The following is a 16,684-nucleotide window of genomic DNA, read 5'->3' as shown; positions in this document are numbered from 1 at the left end:
GTTGCCAGCAGGGGGCTCAGGCCTGGGTCAGGTACCAGCGCCAGTCCTGCTCGCCGACCTCGGCCATGAACTGGCGGTACTCGGCGCGCTTGACCGCCAGGTACACCCCGAGGAATTCGCTGCCCAGGGCCTCGCGGGCCCAGGTCGAGCGTTCCAGGGCGGTGAGCGAGGTCAGCCAGTCGGTGGGCAGCAGTTCCTTGGCCTGGGCATAACCGTTGCCCTGCACCGGATCCCCCGGGTCGAGTTGTTCATCCAGGCCGCGATGGACTGCGGCGAGGATCGCCGCGGCGGCCAGGTAGGGGTTGGCATCGGCGCCGCAAATGCGATGTTCGATGTGCCGGCTATTGGCCGGGCCGCCGGGAACCCGCAGGCTCACGGTACGGTTGTCGACGCCCCAGGTGGGGGCCAGCGGCGCATAGCTGTTGGCCTGGAAGCGCCGGTAGGAGTTGGCGTTGGGGCAGAACAGCAGCAACGAGTCCAGCAGCGAGGCGAGCATGCCGCCCACCGCTTGGCGCAGCAGCGGGGTGCCGGCCGGGTCCTGGGCGGCGAACAGGTTGTTGCCGGCGGCATCGGCGATGCTCACGTGCATGTGCATGCCGGTGCCGGCCAGGTGGTCGAAGGGCTTGGCCATGAAGGTGGCCTGCATTCCATGCTGGTGGGCCACGGCCTTGACCAGGCGCTTGTAGCGCACGGCTTGGTCCATGGCGGCGAGGGCGTCGCCATGCTCCAGGGTGATCTCCACCTGGCCTGGGGCGTACTCGGAAATCGCCGTGCGCGCCGGAATGCCCAGCAGCTTGCAGGCGGCATAGAGGTCGGCGAGGAAGGGTTCGATCTGTTCCAGTTCCCGCAGGCCATAGACCTGGGTGGTACGCGGTCGGCCGCCATCGGCATCCAGCGCCGGTTGAGGGCGGCCATTGCCGTCGCGCCTGGCATCCAGCAGGTAGAACTCCAGTTCGCAGGCCATCACCGGGTAGTAGCCGTCGGCCTTGAGCCGGTCGATGACCTTGATCAACAGGTGACGCGGACCGGCGATGTTGGCTGGCTGGCCTTCCTGCGGGTGCATGCTGACCTGCACCGCAGCGGTGGGGATCTGCCGCCAGGGCAGGCGTACCAGGCTGCCCGCCAGCGGATAGGCGCGGCAGTCGATATCGCCCACATCCCACACCAGTCCGGAGTTCTCCACGTCGTCGCCATTGAGGGTCAGGCCGAGGATGGTGCTGGGCAGGGGGCGGCCGCTTTCATACACCGCCAGCAGTTCCTCGCGGTGCAGCAGCTTGCCTCGGGGTACGCCGTTGGCGTCGAGGATGAACAGCTCGATCATGTCGATGTCGGGGTTGGCGGCCAGGAAATCACGGGCCTCTTCGGGGGCGGCAAAATTCATTGTCGTTCTCGCTTGCGCCTTCAGGGCGCAGAGGTTTTCAGGTCCTGCGACGACACCACGCACGGGGCGTTCGCAGGGACGCAAAACAGGTCTGGAGGGGTGATGCGCAACGTTGCGCGATCAGGCCAGGAGCGAGTGATCCGGAGGACGTGAGGAGTGGCGCAGGCGGGAACGGCACAGGGCCATGGGCAGGTTGACCAGGAGCTTCATGGGCAGGACCTGTCCAGCAGGTAATAACCGATGACGGCGGCGCGACCCTCATGGACCTCATGAGGGGGATGGGCGAAGTGGCGAAGGTGGCGAGCAGGCAGCGAACCCTGTGCGACGGCCATGCCCGTGCGACCCTGGCTGCAAGCCGTGGGAGCGGGGCGGGCGAATCCGTGGTACGGGTTCGTGAGGGACATCGGCCGGTGATCTCGCTGTCGAGTTCGTTGTGCTTATTCTTCCGGGTGTCTCAGGGGCAGCAAGCCCCGAGGCGAACCCATACTGCAAGAATCCTTTGGCCAATGTAAGGGGGTGGTGGAGTCAGTCAGCCCCGGAAGGCTTCCATGGAGTCGGTGCCAAGTCCCGGGCTAGAGCGGGGCGTTGGCCTTGGCGAGGGTGTCTAATTTTTTTTACGGCATTTCAGTAGAGGCCGGGCAACAAGCGCCAGCTGCGGGCGCAGTAGTCCTCGTAGGGCTGGCCGAAATGCTCGCGGAGCAGCGCCTCCTCGGCGTGGATCCGGGCAATCAACGGCACCAGGGTCAGCACCGCCAGCAACAGCCCCAGCCCGGAACGGAAGGCCAGGGCCCAACCCACTGCGTTGACCAGCAAGCCGAGGTAGCTGGGGTTGCGCAAGTGGCGATACAGGCCGTCGGTCACCAGGCGGTGATCGGGCTGGATGGCCACCAAGCCGCTGAAGCGCCGGCCGAGGATGAACACCGGCCACAGGCGCAAGGCGCCACCGGCGATGAACAACAGCGCGCCGAGCCAGCGCAGGGCCTCGCCGCCGAAGGTCCAGAACTCCAGGCGATCGCAATAGGCCGGCAGGAAGCCGCTCGCCAGGCCGATCAGGCCGAACACCGGCAGCACCCAGCGATTGTCCCGGTCTTCCTGTTCGCCGCTGCTGAGGTTGACCTCGCTGTACAGCGAGGCCAGCACCATGAGCAAGGTGGCAATGGCGATCAAGGTCAGCGCCGGGTGGGCGAAGAACGCCGCGAAGCCGCCGCGTCCCCAGATCGCCAGGCCAAGGTAGGCCAGGGCGCCCAGCAGGCTGGAGATGGCCAGTCGAGGAGAGATTTTCATGATGACCGCACTAGCATCAGGAACCTCTCTTGAGTGTAGGAGCGCGCCGGTTCGGCCAGGTGTACGTTGGTCCGGTTCAGGCGCTGCGCTGGGCCAGCCGGCTCACCAGGAAGTCGATGAAGGCCCGGGTCTTCTGCGGTACTCGCCGGGCCGAAGGGTAGACCACGTTGATGCTGATCGACGGCGCCTGCCACTGGCACAGCACCGGCACCAGGCGTCCTGCCTCCAGGGCCTCTTCGACGATGAAGTCCGGCAGCAGGGCGATCCCCATTCCAGCCTCCGCCGCCTGGGCCAGCAGGTCGCCATTGTTGGCGTGCAGGGGGCCGGTCACATGCACCCGCTGGGTATCGCTGCCATGGCTCAACTGCAGGCTGACGCCACTTTGCAGGTAGCCGTAGCCGAGAAACCGGTGGCTGCCCAGATCCTTGGGCTGGAGCGGCAGGCCGGTGCGTTCCAGGTAGGCGGGGGAGGCCACCATGATCCGTGGCACCGGCGCCAGTTGCCGGGCTACCAGGGAGGAATCCGCCAGGCTGGCGATCCGCAGCGTCACGTCGAAGCCGCCGCGCACCGGGTCCACTTGCTGGTCGCTGAGCACCAGTTGCAACTCGATCAGCGGATGCAGTTCATGGAACAGCGGCACCAGCGGCCCGAGCCGGCGCAGGCCGAAAGACATCGGTGCATTGACCCGCAAGACTCCGCGCAGCTCGGCGCTACCGTCCCGGGCCCGCTGCTCGGCTTCGTCCACCGCTGCCAGCACTTCGCGAGCGGACTCGTAGTATTCGGCGCCGGTCTCGGTCAAGTGCAGGCTGCGGGTGGTGCGTTGCAGCAGTTGCACACCGAGGCTTTCCTCCAGGGCCTGGATCTGTTTGCTGACCTTGGAGCGGGGCACGTCCATGGCCCGCGCCGCAGCGGCAAAACCGCTTTCGTCGACGGTGGCGACGAAGGCGCGCATGCATTCGATACGATCCATGATTGTCCCTGTTTTGGAATCAATGATTCTCGATTTTAGGGAATTGTTCCTGTTTCAGCCAGAACCTAGATTAACCACCAAGCCGGCCCCACAGGGCGCCTTCAGCGCCATCAGCCGGTCATGTTCGCCCCTCACTCTGACTGCAAAAGGAACGCGCCATGTCCATTCGTGAATTGCTCACCCCGAACAACTCGGCCCTGATCCTGATCGACCACCAGCCGCAGATGGCTTTCGGCGTGCAATCGATCGACCGCCAGGCCCTGAAGAACAACACCGTGGCCCTGGCCAAGGCCGCCAGGATCTTCAACGTACCGAGCATCCTCACCTCGGTGGAGACCGAGAGTTTCAGCGGCTACATCTGGCCGGAGCTGCTGGCGGTGTTTCCTGAGCAACAGCCCATCGAACGGACCTCGATGAATTCCTGGGAGGATCGCCACCTGGTGGCGGCCGTGCAGGCCACCGGGCGCAAGAAACTGGTGATGGCGGCGCTGTGGACCGAGGTCTGCCTGACCTTCCCGGCCCTGGAGGCGTTGGCCGAGGGCTATGAGGTGTACATCGTCACCGATGCCTCCGGCGGCACCAGCCAGGAAGCCCACGACATGGCGGTGCAGCGCATGGTCCAGGCCGGCGCGGTGCCGGTGACCTGGCAGCAGGTGCTGCTCGAGTACCAGCGCGACTGGGCCCGCAAGGATACCTACGACGCAGTCATGGCCCTGGTGCTGGAGCACAGCGGTGCCTACGGCATGGGTGTCGACTATGCCTACAGCATGGTGCACAAGGCCGGGCAGCGCCGGCTGTGATGGCTCGCCAGGCGGTGCCCCCGGGCACTCGCTGGATATCGTGCAGCAGGGCGCGCCCCTGCTGGTCGCTCAATGTGCTGGCAGTGCGGAGTCGCAGATGAATATTGAACTTACCGATGGCGTGGTCACCCTGCTGGTGCGCCACCGCATCAAGAAGGGGCAGGAGCAGGCCTACGAGACCTGGCTGCGCCAGATCATCGCCAAGGCCCGCAGTTATCCGGGGCACCTGGGGATCGATGTGGTGCGCGGCCACAGCGGCGGCCTCGGCCTCTTCACCAGCGTGCTGCGCTTTGCTAGCACCGAGCAGTTGCAAGACTGGCTGGACTCCGACGACCGTCGGCAACTGGTGCAACAGGCCCAGCACCTGCTGGCCGATGGCGACCAGACCGAGGTCAATGTCGAGCGCGAGTTCTGGTTCACCCCCCAGGACAGCGCCGCGCCGGCCCCGCCGCCGCGCTGGAAGCAAGCCTGCGTGACCTTCCTGGTGATCCTGCCGCTGACCTTCCTCGTGCCGCAGTTATGGAAGCCGCTGTTCGCCTGGCTGCCCTGGCTTGGCGGTTACGTGCAGGCCAATGTGCTGATCACCCTGAGCATCGTGCTGCTGGTGGTCTACGTTTTCATGCCTCGGGTCACCCGCCTGTTCAGCCGCTGGCTGCAACCGCGCGGCGCGGCCTGAACCTTTTCGCCTCAATCGGAGCCATGCCATGAACCACAACGCAATTGCCGATCTGATCCTGTTCAACGGCCGCCTGCATACCGTGGACCGGGCCAATCCTCGAGCCACGGCCGTGGCGATCAAGGAGGGGCGCTTCATCGCCGTGGGCGACGATGCCCAGGCCATGGCCTTGCGCGGCAGCACCACCCAGGTCATCGACCTCAAGGGGCGTACGGTGATCCCCGGGCTCAACGACTCGCACCTGCACCTGATCCGCGGTGGCCTCAACTACAACCTGGAGCTGCGCTGGGAAGGCGTGCCGTCGCTGGCCGATGCCCTGCGCCTGCTCAAGGAACAGGCCCAGCGCACCCCGGCACCGCAGTGGGTGCGGGTGGTCGGCGGCTGGAACGAATTCCAGTTCGCCGAAAAACGCATGCCAACCCTGGAAGAGTTGAACCAGGCGGCACCGGATACCCCGGTATTTGTCCTGCACCTCTACGACCGGGCGCTGCTCAACCGCGCCGCGCTGCGGGTGGTGGGCTACGATCGCCATACCCCGAACCCGCCGGGCGGCGAGATCGTCCGCGATGGCAACGGCAATCCCACCGGCATGCTGATCGCCCGGCCCAACGCGATGATCCTCTACGCCACCCTGGCCAAGGGGCCCAAGTTGCCGCTGGAGTACCAGGTCAACTCCACCCGCCAGTTCATGCGTGAGCTCAATCGCCTTGGGGTCACCAGTGCCATCGATGCGGGTGGCGGCTTCCAGAACTACCCGGACGACTACCAGGTGATCGAGCAACTGGCGGCCCAGCAGCAATTGACGGTGCGCATCGCCTACAACCTGTTCACCCAGAAACCCAAGCAAGAACTGGCGGACATCAAGAACTGGACCAGCAGCGTGCGCTACGGCCAGGGCGATGACTTCCTGCGGCACAACGGGGCAGGGGAGATGCTGGTGTTCTCCGCCGCCGATTTCGAGGACTTCCTCGAGCCGCGCCCCGATCTGCCTCAGGACATGGAGCAGGAGTTGGAGCCGGTGGTCCGCCATCTGGTGGAGCAGCGCTGGCCGTTCCGCCTGCATGCGACCTATGACGAATCCATTTCGCGCATGCTCGATGTTTTCGAAAAGGTCGACCGCGATATCCCCTTCAACGGCTTGCCCTGGTTCTTCGACCATGCCGAGACCATCAGCCCGCGCAATATCGAGCGGGTCCGGGCCCTGGGCGGTGGCATCGCGATCCAGGACCGCATGGCCTTCCAGGGCGAGTACTTCGTCGACCGCTATGGCGCCAAGGCGGCCGAGATGACCCCGCCGATCCAGCGCATGCTCGCCGAAGGCATTCCAGTGGGCGCCGGTACCGATGCCACCCGGGTCTCGAGCTACAACCCCTGGACCTCGTTGTACTGGATGGTCAGTGGCAAGACCGTCGGTGGCCTGGCTCTGTATCCCCAGGGCCTGGATCGCGATACCGCACTGGAGCTCTATACCCACGGCAGCGCCTGGTTCTCCTCGGAACAGGGCAAGAAAGGCCAGCTCAAGGTCGGGCAACTGGCGGATCTGGTGGCCCTGTCGGCGGACTACTTCAGCGTCGAGGAAGAGGCGATCAAGTGGATCGAGTCGCTGTTGACGGTGGTGGATGGCAAGGTGGTGCATGCCGCCGGCGACTTCCACTCGCTGGCACCGCCCAGCTTGCCCGTGACGCCGGACTGGTCGCCGGTGGCCAAGGTGCCAGGGCACTGGAAGCCTGCCGCGCCGTTGTCGGCTCAGTTGCACCAGTGCAGCGGTCCTTGCGCGGTGCATGCCCACGGGCACGAGCGGGCTCGCCTGGCCAAGGTGCCGGTCAGCGATTTCCAGGGCTTCTGGGGCGCGTTTGGCTGCTCGTGCTTTGCCTTTTGAACCCAGCCGATAAAAGGGCGACAGGACGCTGCGGCGTGCTGTCGCCTGCTGGCTGGGTATTCGCGACAGGCAAGTGTCTCAGTCTTCACCAGGCGCGGCATACGCCTGTTCGATGTGACCAATGTTCTTGTTCAGGATTGGCTTGGAAATACGCAGGATCAGGGACTCGACATGCTTTGGAAAGTCTCGCCATTCTGAGCTGCCGACATCGTAGGCAGAAATGTAGCGCACCAGTTCATAGCGTTTCTCGGGTTTCTTCTTGATTCCCGCGGGGAACTGGATATGCACATCCCGGCGTATGGCCGAATAGGCTTCCTTGAGCAGGTTGGTGGCTTTGCCGAGGTAGATGAGGTTGGCCATCGAGTCATAGAACGCATAGATGCCGGCCCGGTCTTCGTGTCCTTTGAACAGGACCTTCAACTGCTTCATCACCGGTTGATCCGGCTGGAACTCGGCGAATTCGATCACCGACTGGAATTCAGGCGTGAAGGCGCGGTGAATGAAGTACTCGACGGTGATGTGCTGGGGCTGGCAATGGCCTGAGCACCACTCCTGGATCTGCTTGACGCTGTATCCGGTACGGGCTTCGGCGTCTTCCAGATCGTCCGAGTAGTACCGCTCAATGATGTAACGCAAGACACCGCTGCGATCAGTCACACAAAGTCCTGGCGGTTGCAGGAGCTGAGTGCAACACGGTCATTGAATTGAAACTGGAGCATCATGCCGCATAGCCATGGCCTTCTGCATCACCTCGTCCATAACTTCGATTGGGCATTTGAAGTCGAAGCGCTTACGCGGTCGCATGTTCAGTTGCAGCGCAATGGCGTCCAGCTCCTCCTGGCTATGTACCGACAGGTCTGTGCCCTTGGGCAAGTACTGGCGAATCAGGCCGTTGATGTTTTCGTTGCTGCCGCGCTGCCAGGGGCTGTGCGGGTCGCAGAAGTAGATCGCCACGCCGGTTCTTTGGGTGATCTCGGCGTGTCGCGCCATCTCCCGGCCCTGGTCGTAAGTCATGCTCTTGCGCATCTCCAGCGGCATGCTATTGAGCGCGGCGCTGAAGCCTTCCAGCGCCGAAGTCGCCGTCGCGTCGTTCATCTTCACCAACATCAGGTACCCACTGGTGCGTTCCACCAGCGTACCGACGGACGAGGCGTTGGCCTTACCCTTGATGAGGTCGCCTTCCCAATGCCCCGGCATCAGCCTGTCTTCAATCTCCGGCGGGCGCACATGAATACTGACCATCTCGGGGATCTGGCCGCGCCGATCCACGCCACCAGAGCGCGGCCGGCGCGTCGTCTTGCCTTGGCGCAGACAGATGATCAGCTCCTTACGCAGCTCACCCACTGGCAGGGCATAGATCGCGTTGTAGATCGTCTCGCGACAGACGTAGGCATCTCTGAGGCTAGGTATGTTCATGTGGCGCAGCTTGCCGGCAATCTGTTCGGGAGACAAACGCTCACGCAGCATATGAACCACCAGTTCGAAGCGCTCGCTCCCCGGCAGCAGCTTTCGGCTCGGTCGACAGACTTGGCGGCGGGCCTTCATCTGCTCCTGGGCCGCGCGGGCCGAGTAGCTGCCACAGACATCTCGATTGCGGCGCAGCTCTCGACTGATGGTCGAAGGAGACCTATTGATCAGGCGAGCAATCCTGCGCAGGCTGAAGCCCTGGGCGTGGCCGATTTGGATGGTGGCGCGTTCTTCAACGCTGAGTTCGGTATATGACATAGGGGCAGCACCGTACCGGAAAGGTCAGGTGTTGCACTCAGTTTTTGCCGCCGCCCCTTTTTTAAGGTTCGACTTGGCTTTCGAATATCGTGCCTGGTGGTGACATCGAGGCGTCAGTGAATACTGCAGCCCTCTTTGCCAACCGCCTGGCCGGTTTGAGCGGGGCGATGCTACTAATTGGCCGTCAGGCTGTCCAGTTGCCAGGTGATCGTGTTCATGAATCGCGATGAGTGAGCTGGAAGATGTTGTTCGGATTAATTGCGGGCAATAAAAAGGGGCGCTGAAAGTTCAGCGCCCCTGTTGTTTTATATTGAGATTAAACTTGTCTCAACAAAACCGATCGATGACTCGAACTTCCGGATTGCCGCGCAGCGACTGCCATTCGTTCTTCAGGGTCTCCAGTACCCGACCGATGAAGTCCTTGTCGGCGGCGGCTTTCTTGCCGACATAACCCTGGCCGCGGCGGTACATCTTCAGGCGGGCTGCCAGATCCTGGTTGTTGCGGTCGAATTCTGCTTCATGGCTATGGGGCGACAGGCAGTCGATATGCACTTGGCCCGACTTGGCAATCCACAGGATATGGCTGTCGTGGCTGTCTTTGCGTGCGGCGAACATACGTGCCAATTCATCAATAGTGGGATGGTTATTAAGATTCATTTGTAGCCCCCTTGACCATTCATCGATCTATCTAAGTTGTTTAGCTAATTCATCTTGCTACATCGGTAAGTTGAACCCTGATACCGGAAACAGGGCGACAGAGGGTGTCTGTCGGATACAGATAAGGCCCAGAGCCTGATGTGTGTAGTTACCTTGATTAACTGCTACGCACAGAGCGCCACAACGATAGAAAGCAGCATGAACCTGGATGAAGCTGCCGACATTCCCACCATCGGCCACAAGCATCTTGAAGAGTTCTCGCCGGCTTTCCCGTCGAATCGCGAACGGTCAATGCCAGGTCAGTTTCATCAATCTGCCTTGTGGGCAGTACACATCCGGGTCAACAGCTCGGCGGTCAGACGAGCTTGCTCATAACACCTTTGCCTTGTCCCCCGATCGGGGGGACGCCTGCATCATGCAAGGGCGCAATCCGCTCGTCAACGGTTTTGTAGTGAAAATTTTCAGGCACTACATATTGTCTGACAAAAGCCGCAAAGCCCTCATTCGAGCCCCCAAGCAGGGCTGGGGCAGGTAGAATCGGCGCCTGGAAATGGTTCTGAGGTTGCAGCGGTGGATGTACAACAAGGCTTCGTCCTGACGCGACACTGGCGCGATACGCCAGCAGGCACTGAAGTCGAATTCTGGCTGGCCACCGACCAGGGGCCACGGCACCTGCGCCTGCCGTTGCAGACCTCCGTGGCTTTTGTCCCGGCCGTGCAGCGGCCCCAGGCCGAGCGCCTGCTGGCTGACGATCCGGATGTCGAGCTGCGCCCCCTGCAACTGCGTGATTTTCACCAGCGTCCGGTACTGGGTTTGTATTGCCCGCAGCACAACCAGTTGATCCGCCTGGACAAGACACTGCGCCGGGCCGGGGTCGACGTGTTCGAAGCCGATATCCGCCCGCCGGAGCGCTACCTGATGGAGCGCTTCATCACCGCGCCGGTGGAGTTCAATGGCCAACCGGGACCGGATGGGCTGCTGCTGGACGCGCAGATGAAACCCGCCCTCGACTACCGCCCGCAACTGCGCCTGGTGTCCCTGGATATCGAGACCAGCGAGCGTGGCGAGTTGTATTCCATTGCCCTGGAGGGCTGTGGCCAGCGCCAGGTGTACATGCTAGGCAAGGCCCGCGCCGACGACAGTGCGGTGGACTTCGACCTGGAGTTCTGCGCCAGTCGCGAGCAATTGCTGGAGAAGCTCAACCAGTGGTTGGCCGAGCACGACCCCGACGCGATCATCGGCTGGAACCTGGTGCAGTTCGACCTGCGAGTGCTGCATGAGCATGCCCGGCGCCTGGCGGTACCGCTGCGCCTGGGCCGTGGAGGGCAGGAGATGCACTGGCGCGAACACGCCACCCACAACCATTACTTCGCCTCGGCGGCGGGGCGCTTGATCATCGATGGCATCGAGGCCCTGCGCTCGGCCACCTGGAGTTTCCCGTCCTTCAGCCTGGAAAACGTCGCCCAGACCCTGCTGGGCGAGGGCAAGTCGATCGACAATCCCTACCAGCGCATGGACGAGATCAACCGCATGTTCGCCGAGGACAAGCCGGCCCTGGCCCGCTACAACCTCAAGGACTGCGAGTTGGTGACGCGGATCTTCGCCAAGACCCAACTGCTGACCTTCCTCCTGGAGCGGGCCAGCGTCACCGGCTTGCCGGCCGATCGTAGTGGCGGCTCGGTGGCGGCCTTCACCCACCTGTACATGCCGCTGATGCACCGCCAGGGTTTCGTCGCCCCCAATCTCGGCGAGCTGCCGCCCCAGGCCAGCCCCGGCGGGTTCGTCATGGATTCGCGGCCCGGGCTCTATGAATCGGTGCTGGTGCTGGACTACAAGAGCCTGTACCCCTCGATCATCCGCAGCTTCCTGATCGACCCGGTGGGCCTGGTGGAAGGCCTGCGCCAGAGTGACGAAGAGCATTCGGTGGCGGGTTTTCGCGGGGCGCGTTTCTCCCGTACCCGGCATTGCCTGCCGGCGATCGTCCAGCGGGTGGCCGAGGGCCGGGAAGTGGCCAAGCGCGAGCACAACGCGCCGCTGTCCCAGGCCCTGAAGATCATCATGAACGCCTTCTACGGCGTGCTGGGCTCCAGTGGCTGCCGCTTCTTCGATCCGCGCCTGGCCTCGTCCATCACCCTGCGCGGGCACGAGATCATGGCCCGCACCCGGCAGTTGATCGAGGCCCAGGGTCACCAGGTGATCTATGGCGATACCGACTCCACCTTCGTCTGGCTCGGCAGCGCTCACGACGAGGAGCGCGCCGGGCAGATCGGCCGGGCCCTGGTGGACCACGTCAACCAGTGGTGGCGCGATCACCTGCGCGAGCAGTACGGCCTGGAAAGCGCCTTGGAGTTGCAGTTCGAAACCCACTACAAACGCTTTCTGATGCCCACCATCCGCGGCGCCGAGGAGGGCAGCAAGAAGCGCTACGCTGGCCTGGTCCAGCGCGCCGATGGCAGCCAGGAGATGGTCTACAAGGGCCTGGAGACCGTACGTACCGATTGGTCGCCGCTGGCCCGGGAGTTCCAGCAGGAACTGTATCGGCGGATCTTCCACCGCCAGCCCTACCAGGACTATGTGCGCGACTACGTGCAGCGCACCCTGGCCGGCCAGCAGGACGATCTGCTGATCTACCGCAAGCGTCTGCGCCGACCCCTGGATGAGTACGAGCGCAATGTCCCGCCCCATGTCCGCGCGGCGCGCCTGGCCGACGACTACAACCGTGAACAGGGCCGGCCGCTGCAATACCAGCGTGGTGGCTGGATCAGCTATGTGATGACCCTGGCGGGTCCCGAGCCTCTGGAGATCCGCCGTGCCACCATCGACTACGAACACTACCTGACGCGCCAGTTGCAGCCAGTGGCGGATGCCATCCTGCCGTTCGTGCAGGATGACTTCTCGACCCTGGTGGGTGGGCAGATGGGGTTGTTCTAAGGCTGAGCAGCGGCCGGGCTGTCATGACGGGCCGCTGGGCCGCTGGGCGAGTCAGTCGTCCACGGCTTCGCACAAGTGGCTGGCACCGTGCTTGTCGGTGTAGTTCACGGTGACCGAATCGTCTGCTTCAACGCTGATGGGCAGGTTGGCTTCGCCTGCCTTGACCTGGAAATGCCGGTCATCCACGGCCGTGCTCTTGACCTCCTTGCCATTGATGTACACCGGGCCGCCCTGGTCGGCGCTGACCGCCAGGTTGCCGGGGCAGGCGACGTTGAACAGGGGAATGCCTTCGGCCTGGGCGGTGCCGGTGATGATCATAAAAGTGCCCAGCAACAATGTCTTGCGCATTACGGACTCCTGGCGAGAAGGGGTAGGGACGGCCGTTGCGGCCTCCCTGGCACCCCGGGTCAGTGCCTAGCCTATCGCCTGCCCAACGCTTGCGCGAGTGGAATATGGCCCCCGAAACGCGGCTCCGGCGGGTTCTGAGCGGGCGAAAAAAACCATGGACTGGCCGTCGACGAGTGTGTCAGCTTCGGAGCGCCTCTTTGGGCGAGTGATAGGACGATCTCGCAGGCGGGGTCGTTTGTGTTCTATCGAACATTTTCTGTCTGGAACAAGGACGTAACAATGTCAAAGACACTGTCAAAAGCACTGTCGGAAATTACCTGGAATTGGGCCGACCAGGCCGCACAAGCCAGTAATGCCTACCAACAGGTACAGGCTTTCAGCCACCGCTATGACCGGGGTGGCAGCGATCCGGTGAACGGCAAGCCGTCGTTCACCGCCGACCAGGCCGCGGATGCGATCCTGCGCAAGAACCTGTCCTGGCACGACAAGAACGGTGACGGCAAGATCGACCTGACCTACACCTTCCTCACCGAGAAACCCGCCAACTACAACCCGTCCCTGGGTACCTTCAGCCAGTTCAGCGCCTTGCAGAAGGCCCAGGCCGTGCTGTCGATGCAGTCCTGGGCGGATGTGGCCAAGGTCAGCTTCACCGAGGCGGCCAAGGGTGGCGACGGGCACATGACCTTCGGCAACTACAACGTCAGCACCGGCGGCGCGGCCTTCGCCTATCTGCCATCCGGTGGTAGCTACGACGGCCAGTCCTGGTACCTGATCAACAGCCAGTACCGGGTCAACGAGACTCCCGGCACCGGCAACTACGGGCGCCAGACCCTGACCCACGAGATCGGCCATACCCTGGGCCTGTCCCATCCTGGTACCTACAACGCCGGCAATGGCAACCCCACCTACAAGGACGCCAGCTACGCCCAGGACACCCGTGGCTACAGCCTGATGAGTTACTGGAGTGAGAGCAACACCGGGCAGAACTTCAGCAAGGACGGCAGTGGCGCCTATGCCTCGGCGCCGCTGGTAGACGACATCGTCGCGGTGCAGAAGCTCTACGGCGCCAACTACCAGACCCGTGCCGACGACACCGTGTACGGCTTCAACTCCAACACCGGGCGGGACTTCTACAGCGCCCACTCCAACAGCGACAAGCTGGTGTTCGCGGTCTGGGACGGTGGCGGCAACGACACCCTGGACTTCTCCGGCTTCAGCCATAACCAGAAGATCAACCTCAACGCCGGTGCCTTCTCCGACGTTGGCGGCCTGGTGGGCAACGTCTCCATCGCCTATGGCGTGACCGTGGAGAACGCCATTGGCGGTTCCGGCAACGACCTGCTGATCGGTAACGCAGTGGCCAACGTCCTCAAGGGTGGTGCCGGCAACGACATCATCTACGGTGGCGGCGGCGCCGATACCCTGTGGGGCGGAAGCGGGGCGGACACCTTCGTCTTCGGCGCGGCGTCGGATTCCACCGTCAACGCGCCGGACTGGATCATGGATTTCACCAGCGGCCAGGACAAGATCGACCTCACCGGTATCGCGCAGTTCGCCACCGGCGGCGCAACCCTGAACTTCGTCAAGGCCTTCAGTGGCCATGCGGGCGACGCGATCCTCAGCTACAACGCCGGCACCAACCAGAGCAGTCTGCTGGTTGACCTCGCCGGTCACGGCACGGCGGACTTCGCCGTGGGTATCGTTGGCCAGGCGGTAGCGGCCGACATCATCGCCTGATCAATCAGGTCCAGTGGAGCGGCGCGCGATGCGCCGCTTCCACTCTGTCGGCCAGGGCCCGCCACCTTTTCGGTAGCAGCGCGGCCGCCACAGGTTTCCCCGGCGCTCAGTCGCCGCCCCCACCGCCACAACCGCCGCCTCCGCAACCACTGCTGTCACCGCCGCCGTCGCTGCTGCCGCCATCGCCGCCGAAGCGCGAGCTGTCGCTGTCGGAGCTGCTGGGGGACGAGTCGCTGTCTGCAGAGCTGCTGTGCAGCTCGCTGCCGCAATGGATCACCGTGCTGCCGGCGCCGTTATCGGTCAGGCGCCGCAGCGACTGGCAATCGGCGACGTAGTGAAAGCCCTGGGCGATCTTCAGCTTGGCATCCAGGGCGAACAGCAGCGGCAAGCGGCTGGGTTGGGCGGGGTGGATGTTTTCTTCGAGGCACGCCTGGCGCCAGACCCGGCGCAGGCCGTTGTCGCTCTGGCGCTCGGCATTCTGGCCGAGGACCGCCGCCGGGGTGTGGTGCAGGAACTGGCCGAAGGCCTGGTGGCAGAACGCCTGGTAATCACGGGTATGGAGGATGAATTCGTGCCACAGGTCATCCACTACCTGGGACGGCATCGACACGTAGCGCTGGCCGCTTTTCAAGTAGGCCAGGAAGAACTGGCGCAGGCCCTGGGCGACCAGTTGGCAGTCCTTGAGCGTCAGGTGGGGGTGCCGGGTGCGCAGGGGCGTAAAGAGCCCGGGCGGCAGGCTGAAACTGCGGATGAAGGCCTCGCGGCGCAAGGCCGCCAGGGCTTTCTGGCGCCGCCAGAACAACAGCGCCAAGGCCAGGGCCGCCACTGTGGGAAGGATGAACAGCATGCCAGGGTCTCCGCCGCAAAAGTGCCGAGACAGTGGCGTAAAGCCGCGGTTAATTCAAGCCGCGCGGTGCCGGGCCCGGGCAGCGGCGATCCGGGACACCCCGGGGAAAAAACCGGATGGCGCCAGGGGACGCTTCTATCCTCTGGCGGTATCGGCCGTGCCTGTGGCCGACCATGGATTTCACCCCACACGGAAGCCATCTCATGAAACTCAGTACCTCCATCCCCCTGGCCATGGGCCTGGCTGGCCTGTGCCTGCTGTCTAGCGCGCAAGCCGACCAGGGCAGCGATACCGTGGCCCGTCTCAACCAGTTGTATAACGACACCCGCCAGGATTGCGGCGGCCCGTCCAAGCCGGCGTTCCTCTGCTCTGGGGTGCTGTTTCGCGCCACCTGGCCCTCCACCGACTACCAGTTCTACAGCATCAGCCCGAAAAGCCAGGCCAGCGGCGGCGTCTCGGCGTCCTACCTGCGCAAGGACTCCAAGTTCCGCAAGTTGGCCTACGGCCTGCAGAGCGGCTTCATCTTCGACACTATCTTCGGCAACCCCAAGGATCACCAGGACTACGCCGTGCTGTGCTCCTTCCCCATCGATGCCGCCACCGACGACCGCCAGCAGCAAGGCTGCACCGACTCGCGGCGCACCCCGGGCAGCGTCGAGAAGTACTGCCACGAGATCGGCGTGACCACCGCGGAGCAATGGGGCGCCAACTACCGGCAGAATCGGGGTGATCATTCGCGCCAGTGCTCCTTCGACGTACGCGACGAGCGCAATGCCGCAGCTGGCCCGGCGTTTTACCAGAGCATCCGCTCCATGGCGCAGATCGCCGCCGAATCCTTCGGTACCCAGAACGAGCTGCGCCTGGCCAAGTGGGAAGAGAAGCCGCCGCAGTCGCCGTCGATCCTGGCGCTGTTCTACACCGAGGAGGGCGGCCTGGAGGGCGCGCGCCTGAACCAGATCCAGTGGTACAAGGCGGTCCAGCAGTACCTGCCGGTGATCAACATGAAGCTGCCGCAGACACCCCAGCAGGAGGCGAACTTCGTCTACGACAACAAGAAGCAGGTGATCTACCCCATCACCGAGAAGAACAGCTGCGAACGCTATGTGCAGAGTGCCACCTGGATCGAGCGGGATGACCCGGGGTTCGGCAAGAAGGTCATGACCCTGGAAGTCACCCCCACCGACTGCGGGCGCAAGGTCCAGGACAACCAGACCAACAACTTCTTCAACGAGTTGGCCAGCGATCATTACCTGGACGCCCAGTGGAAAAACAACCCGGACAACCGCGACAGCACGGTGGGCAGCATGCGCCGCCAACTGGTCTGCCACTTCAACATCGCCCGGGACAAGCCGCAGTGGAACCTGGAGCCCTCGCGCCCCTATACCTCCAATGAGGACTCCATCGCCAAGGGTTGCAACAACACCTGAGTGAACCGGCCGCCTGCCAGGG

Annotated in this window: 15 protein-coding genes; 7 read left to right on the top strand and 8 right to left on the bottom strand. The window is 63.7% G+C overall.

The window, feature by feature from the left end; genetic code table 11:
- Nucleotides 1-16 precede the first annotated feature (16 nt).
- The 3 genes from ATY02_RS19540 to ATY02_RS19530 form a co-directional block, all read right to left on the bottom strand.
- Complete coding sequence (locus ATY02_RS19540) at nt 17-1,381, bottom strand: glutamine synthetase family protein (RefSeq protein ID WP_068586825.1); 1,365 nt, start codon at nt 1,379-1,381, stop codon at nt 17-19.
- Nucleotides 1,382-2,005: 624 nt separating this feature from the next.
- Nucleotides 2,006-2,665: a methyltransferase family protein gene (locus ATY02_RS19535; RefSeq protein ID WP_068586827.1), complete on the bottom strand. Its 660-nt coding sequence runs from the start codon at nt 2,663-2,665 to the stop codon at nt 2,006-2,008.
- A 76-nt stretch (nt 2,666-2,741) separates the two neighbouring features.
- On the bottom strand, nt 2,742-3,635 hold the full coding sequence (locus ATY02_RS19530) for a LysR family transcriptional regulator (protein WP_068586829.1): 894 nt from the start codon (nt 3,633-3,635) through the stop codon (nt 2,742-2,744).
- Nucleotides 3,636-3,793: 158 nt separating this feature from the next.
- On the opposite strand from ATY02_RS19530, the gene ATY02_RS19525 reads away from it, so the two are divergent.
- The 3 genes from ATY02_RS19525 to ATY02_RS19515 all read left to right on the top strand — a co-directional run bounded on the left by ATY02_RS19525 (nt 3,794) and on the right by ATY02_RS19515 (nt 6,990).
- Nucleotides 3,794-4,435 carry a hydrolase gene (locus ATY02_RS19525; RefSeq protein ID WP_068586830.1) on the top strand — a complete coding sequence of 214 codons (642 nt, stop codon included), beginning with the start codon at nt 3,794-3,796 and terminating at the stop codon, nt 4,433-4,435.
- 97 nt (nt 4,436-4,532) lie between these two features.
- Nucleotides 4,533-5,111 (top strand): antibiotic biosynthesis monooxygenase, encoded by a 579-nt coding sequence (locus ATY02_RS19520; RefSeq protein ID WP_068586832.1) that lies wholly within the window; start codon nt 4,533-4,535, stop codon nt 5,109-5,111.
- A gap of 28 nt (nt 5,112-5,139) precedes the next feature.
- Nucleotides 5,140-6,990 (top strand): amidohydrolase, encoded by a 1,851-nt coding sequence (locus ATY02_RS19515; protein WP_068586835.1) that lies wholly within the window; start codon nt 5,140-5,142, stop codon nt 6,988-6,990.
- A 78-nt stretch (nt 6,991-7,068) separates the two neighbouring features.
- Here the strand turns inward: ATY02_RS19515 and ATY02_RS19510 are convergent, their stop codons facing one another.
- From ATY02_RS19510 to ATY02_RS19500, 3 genes are all read right to left on the bottom strand, one after another.
- Nucleotides 7,069-7,647: a hypothetical protein gene (locus ATY02_RS19510; protein ID WP_068586837.1), complete on the bottom strand. Its 579-nt coding sequence runs from the start codon at nt 7,645-7,647 to the stop codon at nt 7,069-7,071.
- Between the two features lie 39 nt (nt 7,648-7,686).
- On the bottom strand, nt 7,687-8,715 hold the full coding sequence (locus tag ATY02_RS19505; protein ID WP_058182715.1) for an IS30-like element ISPsp8 family transposase: 1,029 nt from the start codon (nt 8,713-8,715) through the stop codon (nt 7,687-7,689).
- Nucleotides 8,716-9,042: 327 nt separating this feature from the next.
- The gene (locus ATY02_RS19500) at nt 9,043-9,372 is read right to left on the bottom strand and encodes a hypothetical protein (RefSeq protein WP_068586838.1); all 330 of its coding nucleotides are present in this window, start codon (nt 9,370-9,372) and stop codon (nt 9,043-9,045) included.
- Nucleotides 9,373-9,570: 198 nt separating this feature from the next.
- On the opposite strand from ATY02_RS19500, the gene ATY02_RS19495 reads away from it, so the two are divergent.
- Both ATY02_RS19495 and ATY02_RS19490 read left to right on the top strand, forming a co-directional pair.
- Entirely contained in the window at nt 9,571-9,747 is a 177-nt protein-coding gene (locus ATY02_RS19495; RefSeq protein ID WP_164487277.1) for a hypothetical protein, read from the top strand.
- A gap of 195 nt (nt 9,748-9,942) precedes the next feature.
- A complete protein-coding gene (locus ATY02_RS19490; RefSeq protein WP_068605683.1) occupies nt 9,943-12,303 on the top strand; it encodes a DNA polymerase II in 2,361 nt (786 codons plus the stop codon).
- A gap of 51 nt (nt 12,304-12,354) precedes the next feature.
- On the opposite strand, the gene ATY02_RS19485 is transcribed toward ATY02_RS19490, so the two are convergent.
- A complete protein-coding gene (locus tag ATY02_RS19485) occupies nt 12,355-12,651 on the bottom strand; it encodes a hypothetical protein (protein ID WP_068585719.1) in 297 nt (98 codons plus the stop codon).
- A 279-nt stretch (nt 12,652-12,930) separates the two neighbouring features.
- Between ATY02_RS19485 and ATY02_RS19480 the strand changes: the two genes are divergently transcribed.
- The gene (locus ATY02_RS19480) at nt 12,931-14,388 is read left to right on the top strand and encodes a serralysin family metalloprotease (RefSeq protein ID WP_068585716.1); all 1,458 of its coding nucleotides are present in this window, start codon (nt 12,931-12,933) and stop codon (nt 14,386-14,388) included.
- Nucleotides 14,389-14,494: 106 nt separating this feature from the next.
- Here ATY02_RS19480 and ATY02_RS19475 read toward each other — a convergent pair whose 3' ends face one another.
- Complete coding sequence (locus ATY02_RS19475) at nt 14,495-15,235, bottom strand: glycine-rich domain-containing protein (RefSeq protein ID WP_068585715.1); 741 nt, start codon at nt 15,233-15,235, stop codon at nt 14,495-14,497.
- A gap of 203 nt (nt 15,236-15,438) precedes the next feature.
- Between ATY02_RS19475 and ATY02_RS19470 the strand changes: the two genes are divergently transcribed.
- Nucleotides 15,439-16,662, top strand: a complete 1,224-nt coding sequence (locus ATY02_RS19470) for a DUF2599 domain-containing protein (RefSeq protein ID WP_068585712.1) — start codon at nt 15,439-15,441, stop codon at nt 16,660-16,662.
- The last annotated feature ends 22 nt before the right edge of the window (nt 16,663-16,684 follow it).

The organism is Pseudomonas sp. BIOMIG1BAC (assembly GCF_001705995.2).
Lineage (GTDB): Bacteria > Pseudomonadota > Gammaproteobacteria > Pseudomonadales > Pseudomonadaceae > Aquipseudomonas > Aquipseudomonas sessilinigenes.
The sequence above is the reverse complement of the archived record's forward strand: the minus strand, read 5'-3'. Positions and strand labels throughout refer to the sequence as shown.

Coding starts and splice junctions, on each gene's coding strand:
- ATY02_RS19530 (WP_068586829.1), bottom strand. CDS start 3,635: ATGGATCGTATCGAATGCATGCGCGCCTTCGTCGCCACCGTCGACGAA.
- ATY02_RS19500 (WP_068586838.1), bottom strand. CDS start 9,372: ATGAATCTTAATAACCATCCCACTATTGATGAATTGGCACGTATGTTC.
- ATY02_RS19480 (WP_068585716.1), top strand. CDS start 12,931: ATGTCAAAGACACTGTCAAAAGCACTGTCGGAAATTACCTGGAATTGG.
- ATY02_RS19475 (WP_068585715.1), bottom strand. CDS start 15,235: ATGCTGTTCATCCTTCCCACAGTGGCGGCCCTGGCCTTGGCGCTGTTG.
- ATY02_RS19535 (WP_068586827.1), bottom strand. CDS start 2,665: ATGAAAATCTCTCCTCGACTGGCCATCTCCAGCCTGCTGGGCGCCCTG.
- ATY02_RS19495 (WP_164487277.1), top strand. CDS start 9,571: ATGAACCTGGATGAAGCTGCCGACATTCCCACCATCGGCCACAAGCAT.
- ATY02_RS19515 (WP_068586835.1), top strand. CDS start 5,140: ATGAACCACAACGCAATTGCCGATCTGATCCTGTTCAACGGCCGCCTG.
- ATY02_RS19520 (WP_068586832.1), top strand. CDS start 4,533: ATGAATATTGAACTTACCGATGGCGTGGTCACCCTGCTGGTGCGCCAC.
- ATY02_RS19485 (WP_068585719.1), bottom strand. CDS start 12,651: ATGCGCAAGACATTGTTGCTGGGCACTTTTATGATCATCACCGGCACC.
- ATY02_RS19505 (WP_058182715.1), bottom strand. CDS start 8,715: ATGTCATATACCGAACTCAGCGTTGAAGAACGCGCCACCATCCAAATC.
- ATY02_RS19540 (WP_068586825.1), bottom strand. CDS start 1,381: ATGAATTTTGCCGCCCCCGAAGAGGCCCGTGATTTCCTGGCCGCCAAC.
- ATY02_RS19470 (WP_068585712.1), top strand. CDS start 15,439: ATGAAACTCAGTACCTCCATCCCCCTGGCCATGGGCCTGGCTGGCCTG.
- ATY02_RS19525 (WP_068586830.1), top strand. CDS start 3,794: ATGTCCATTCGTGAATTGCTCACCCCGAACAACTCGGCCCTGATCCTG.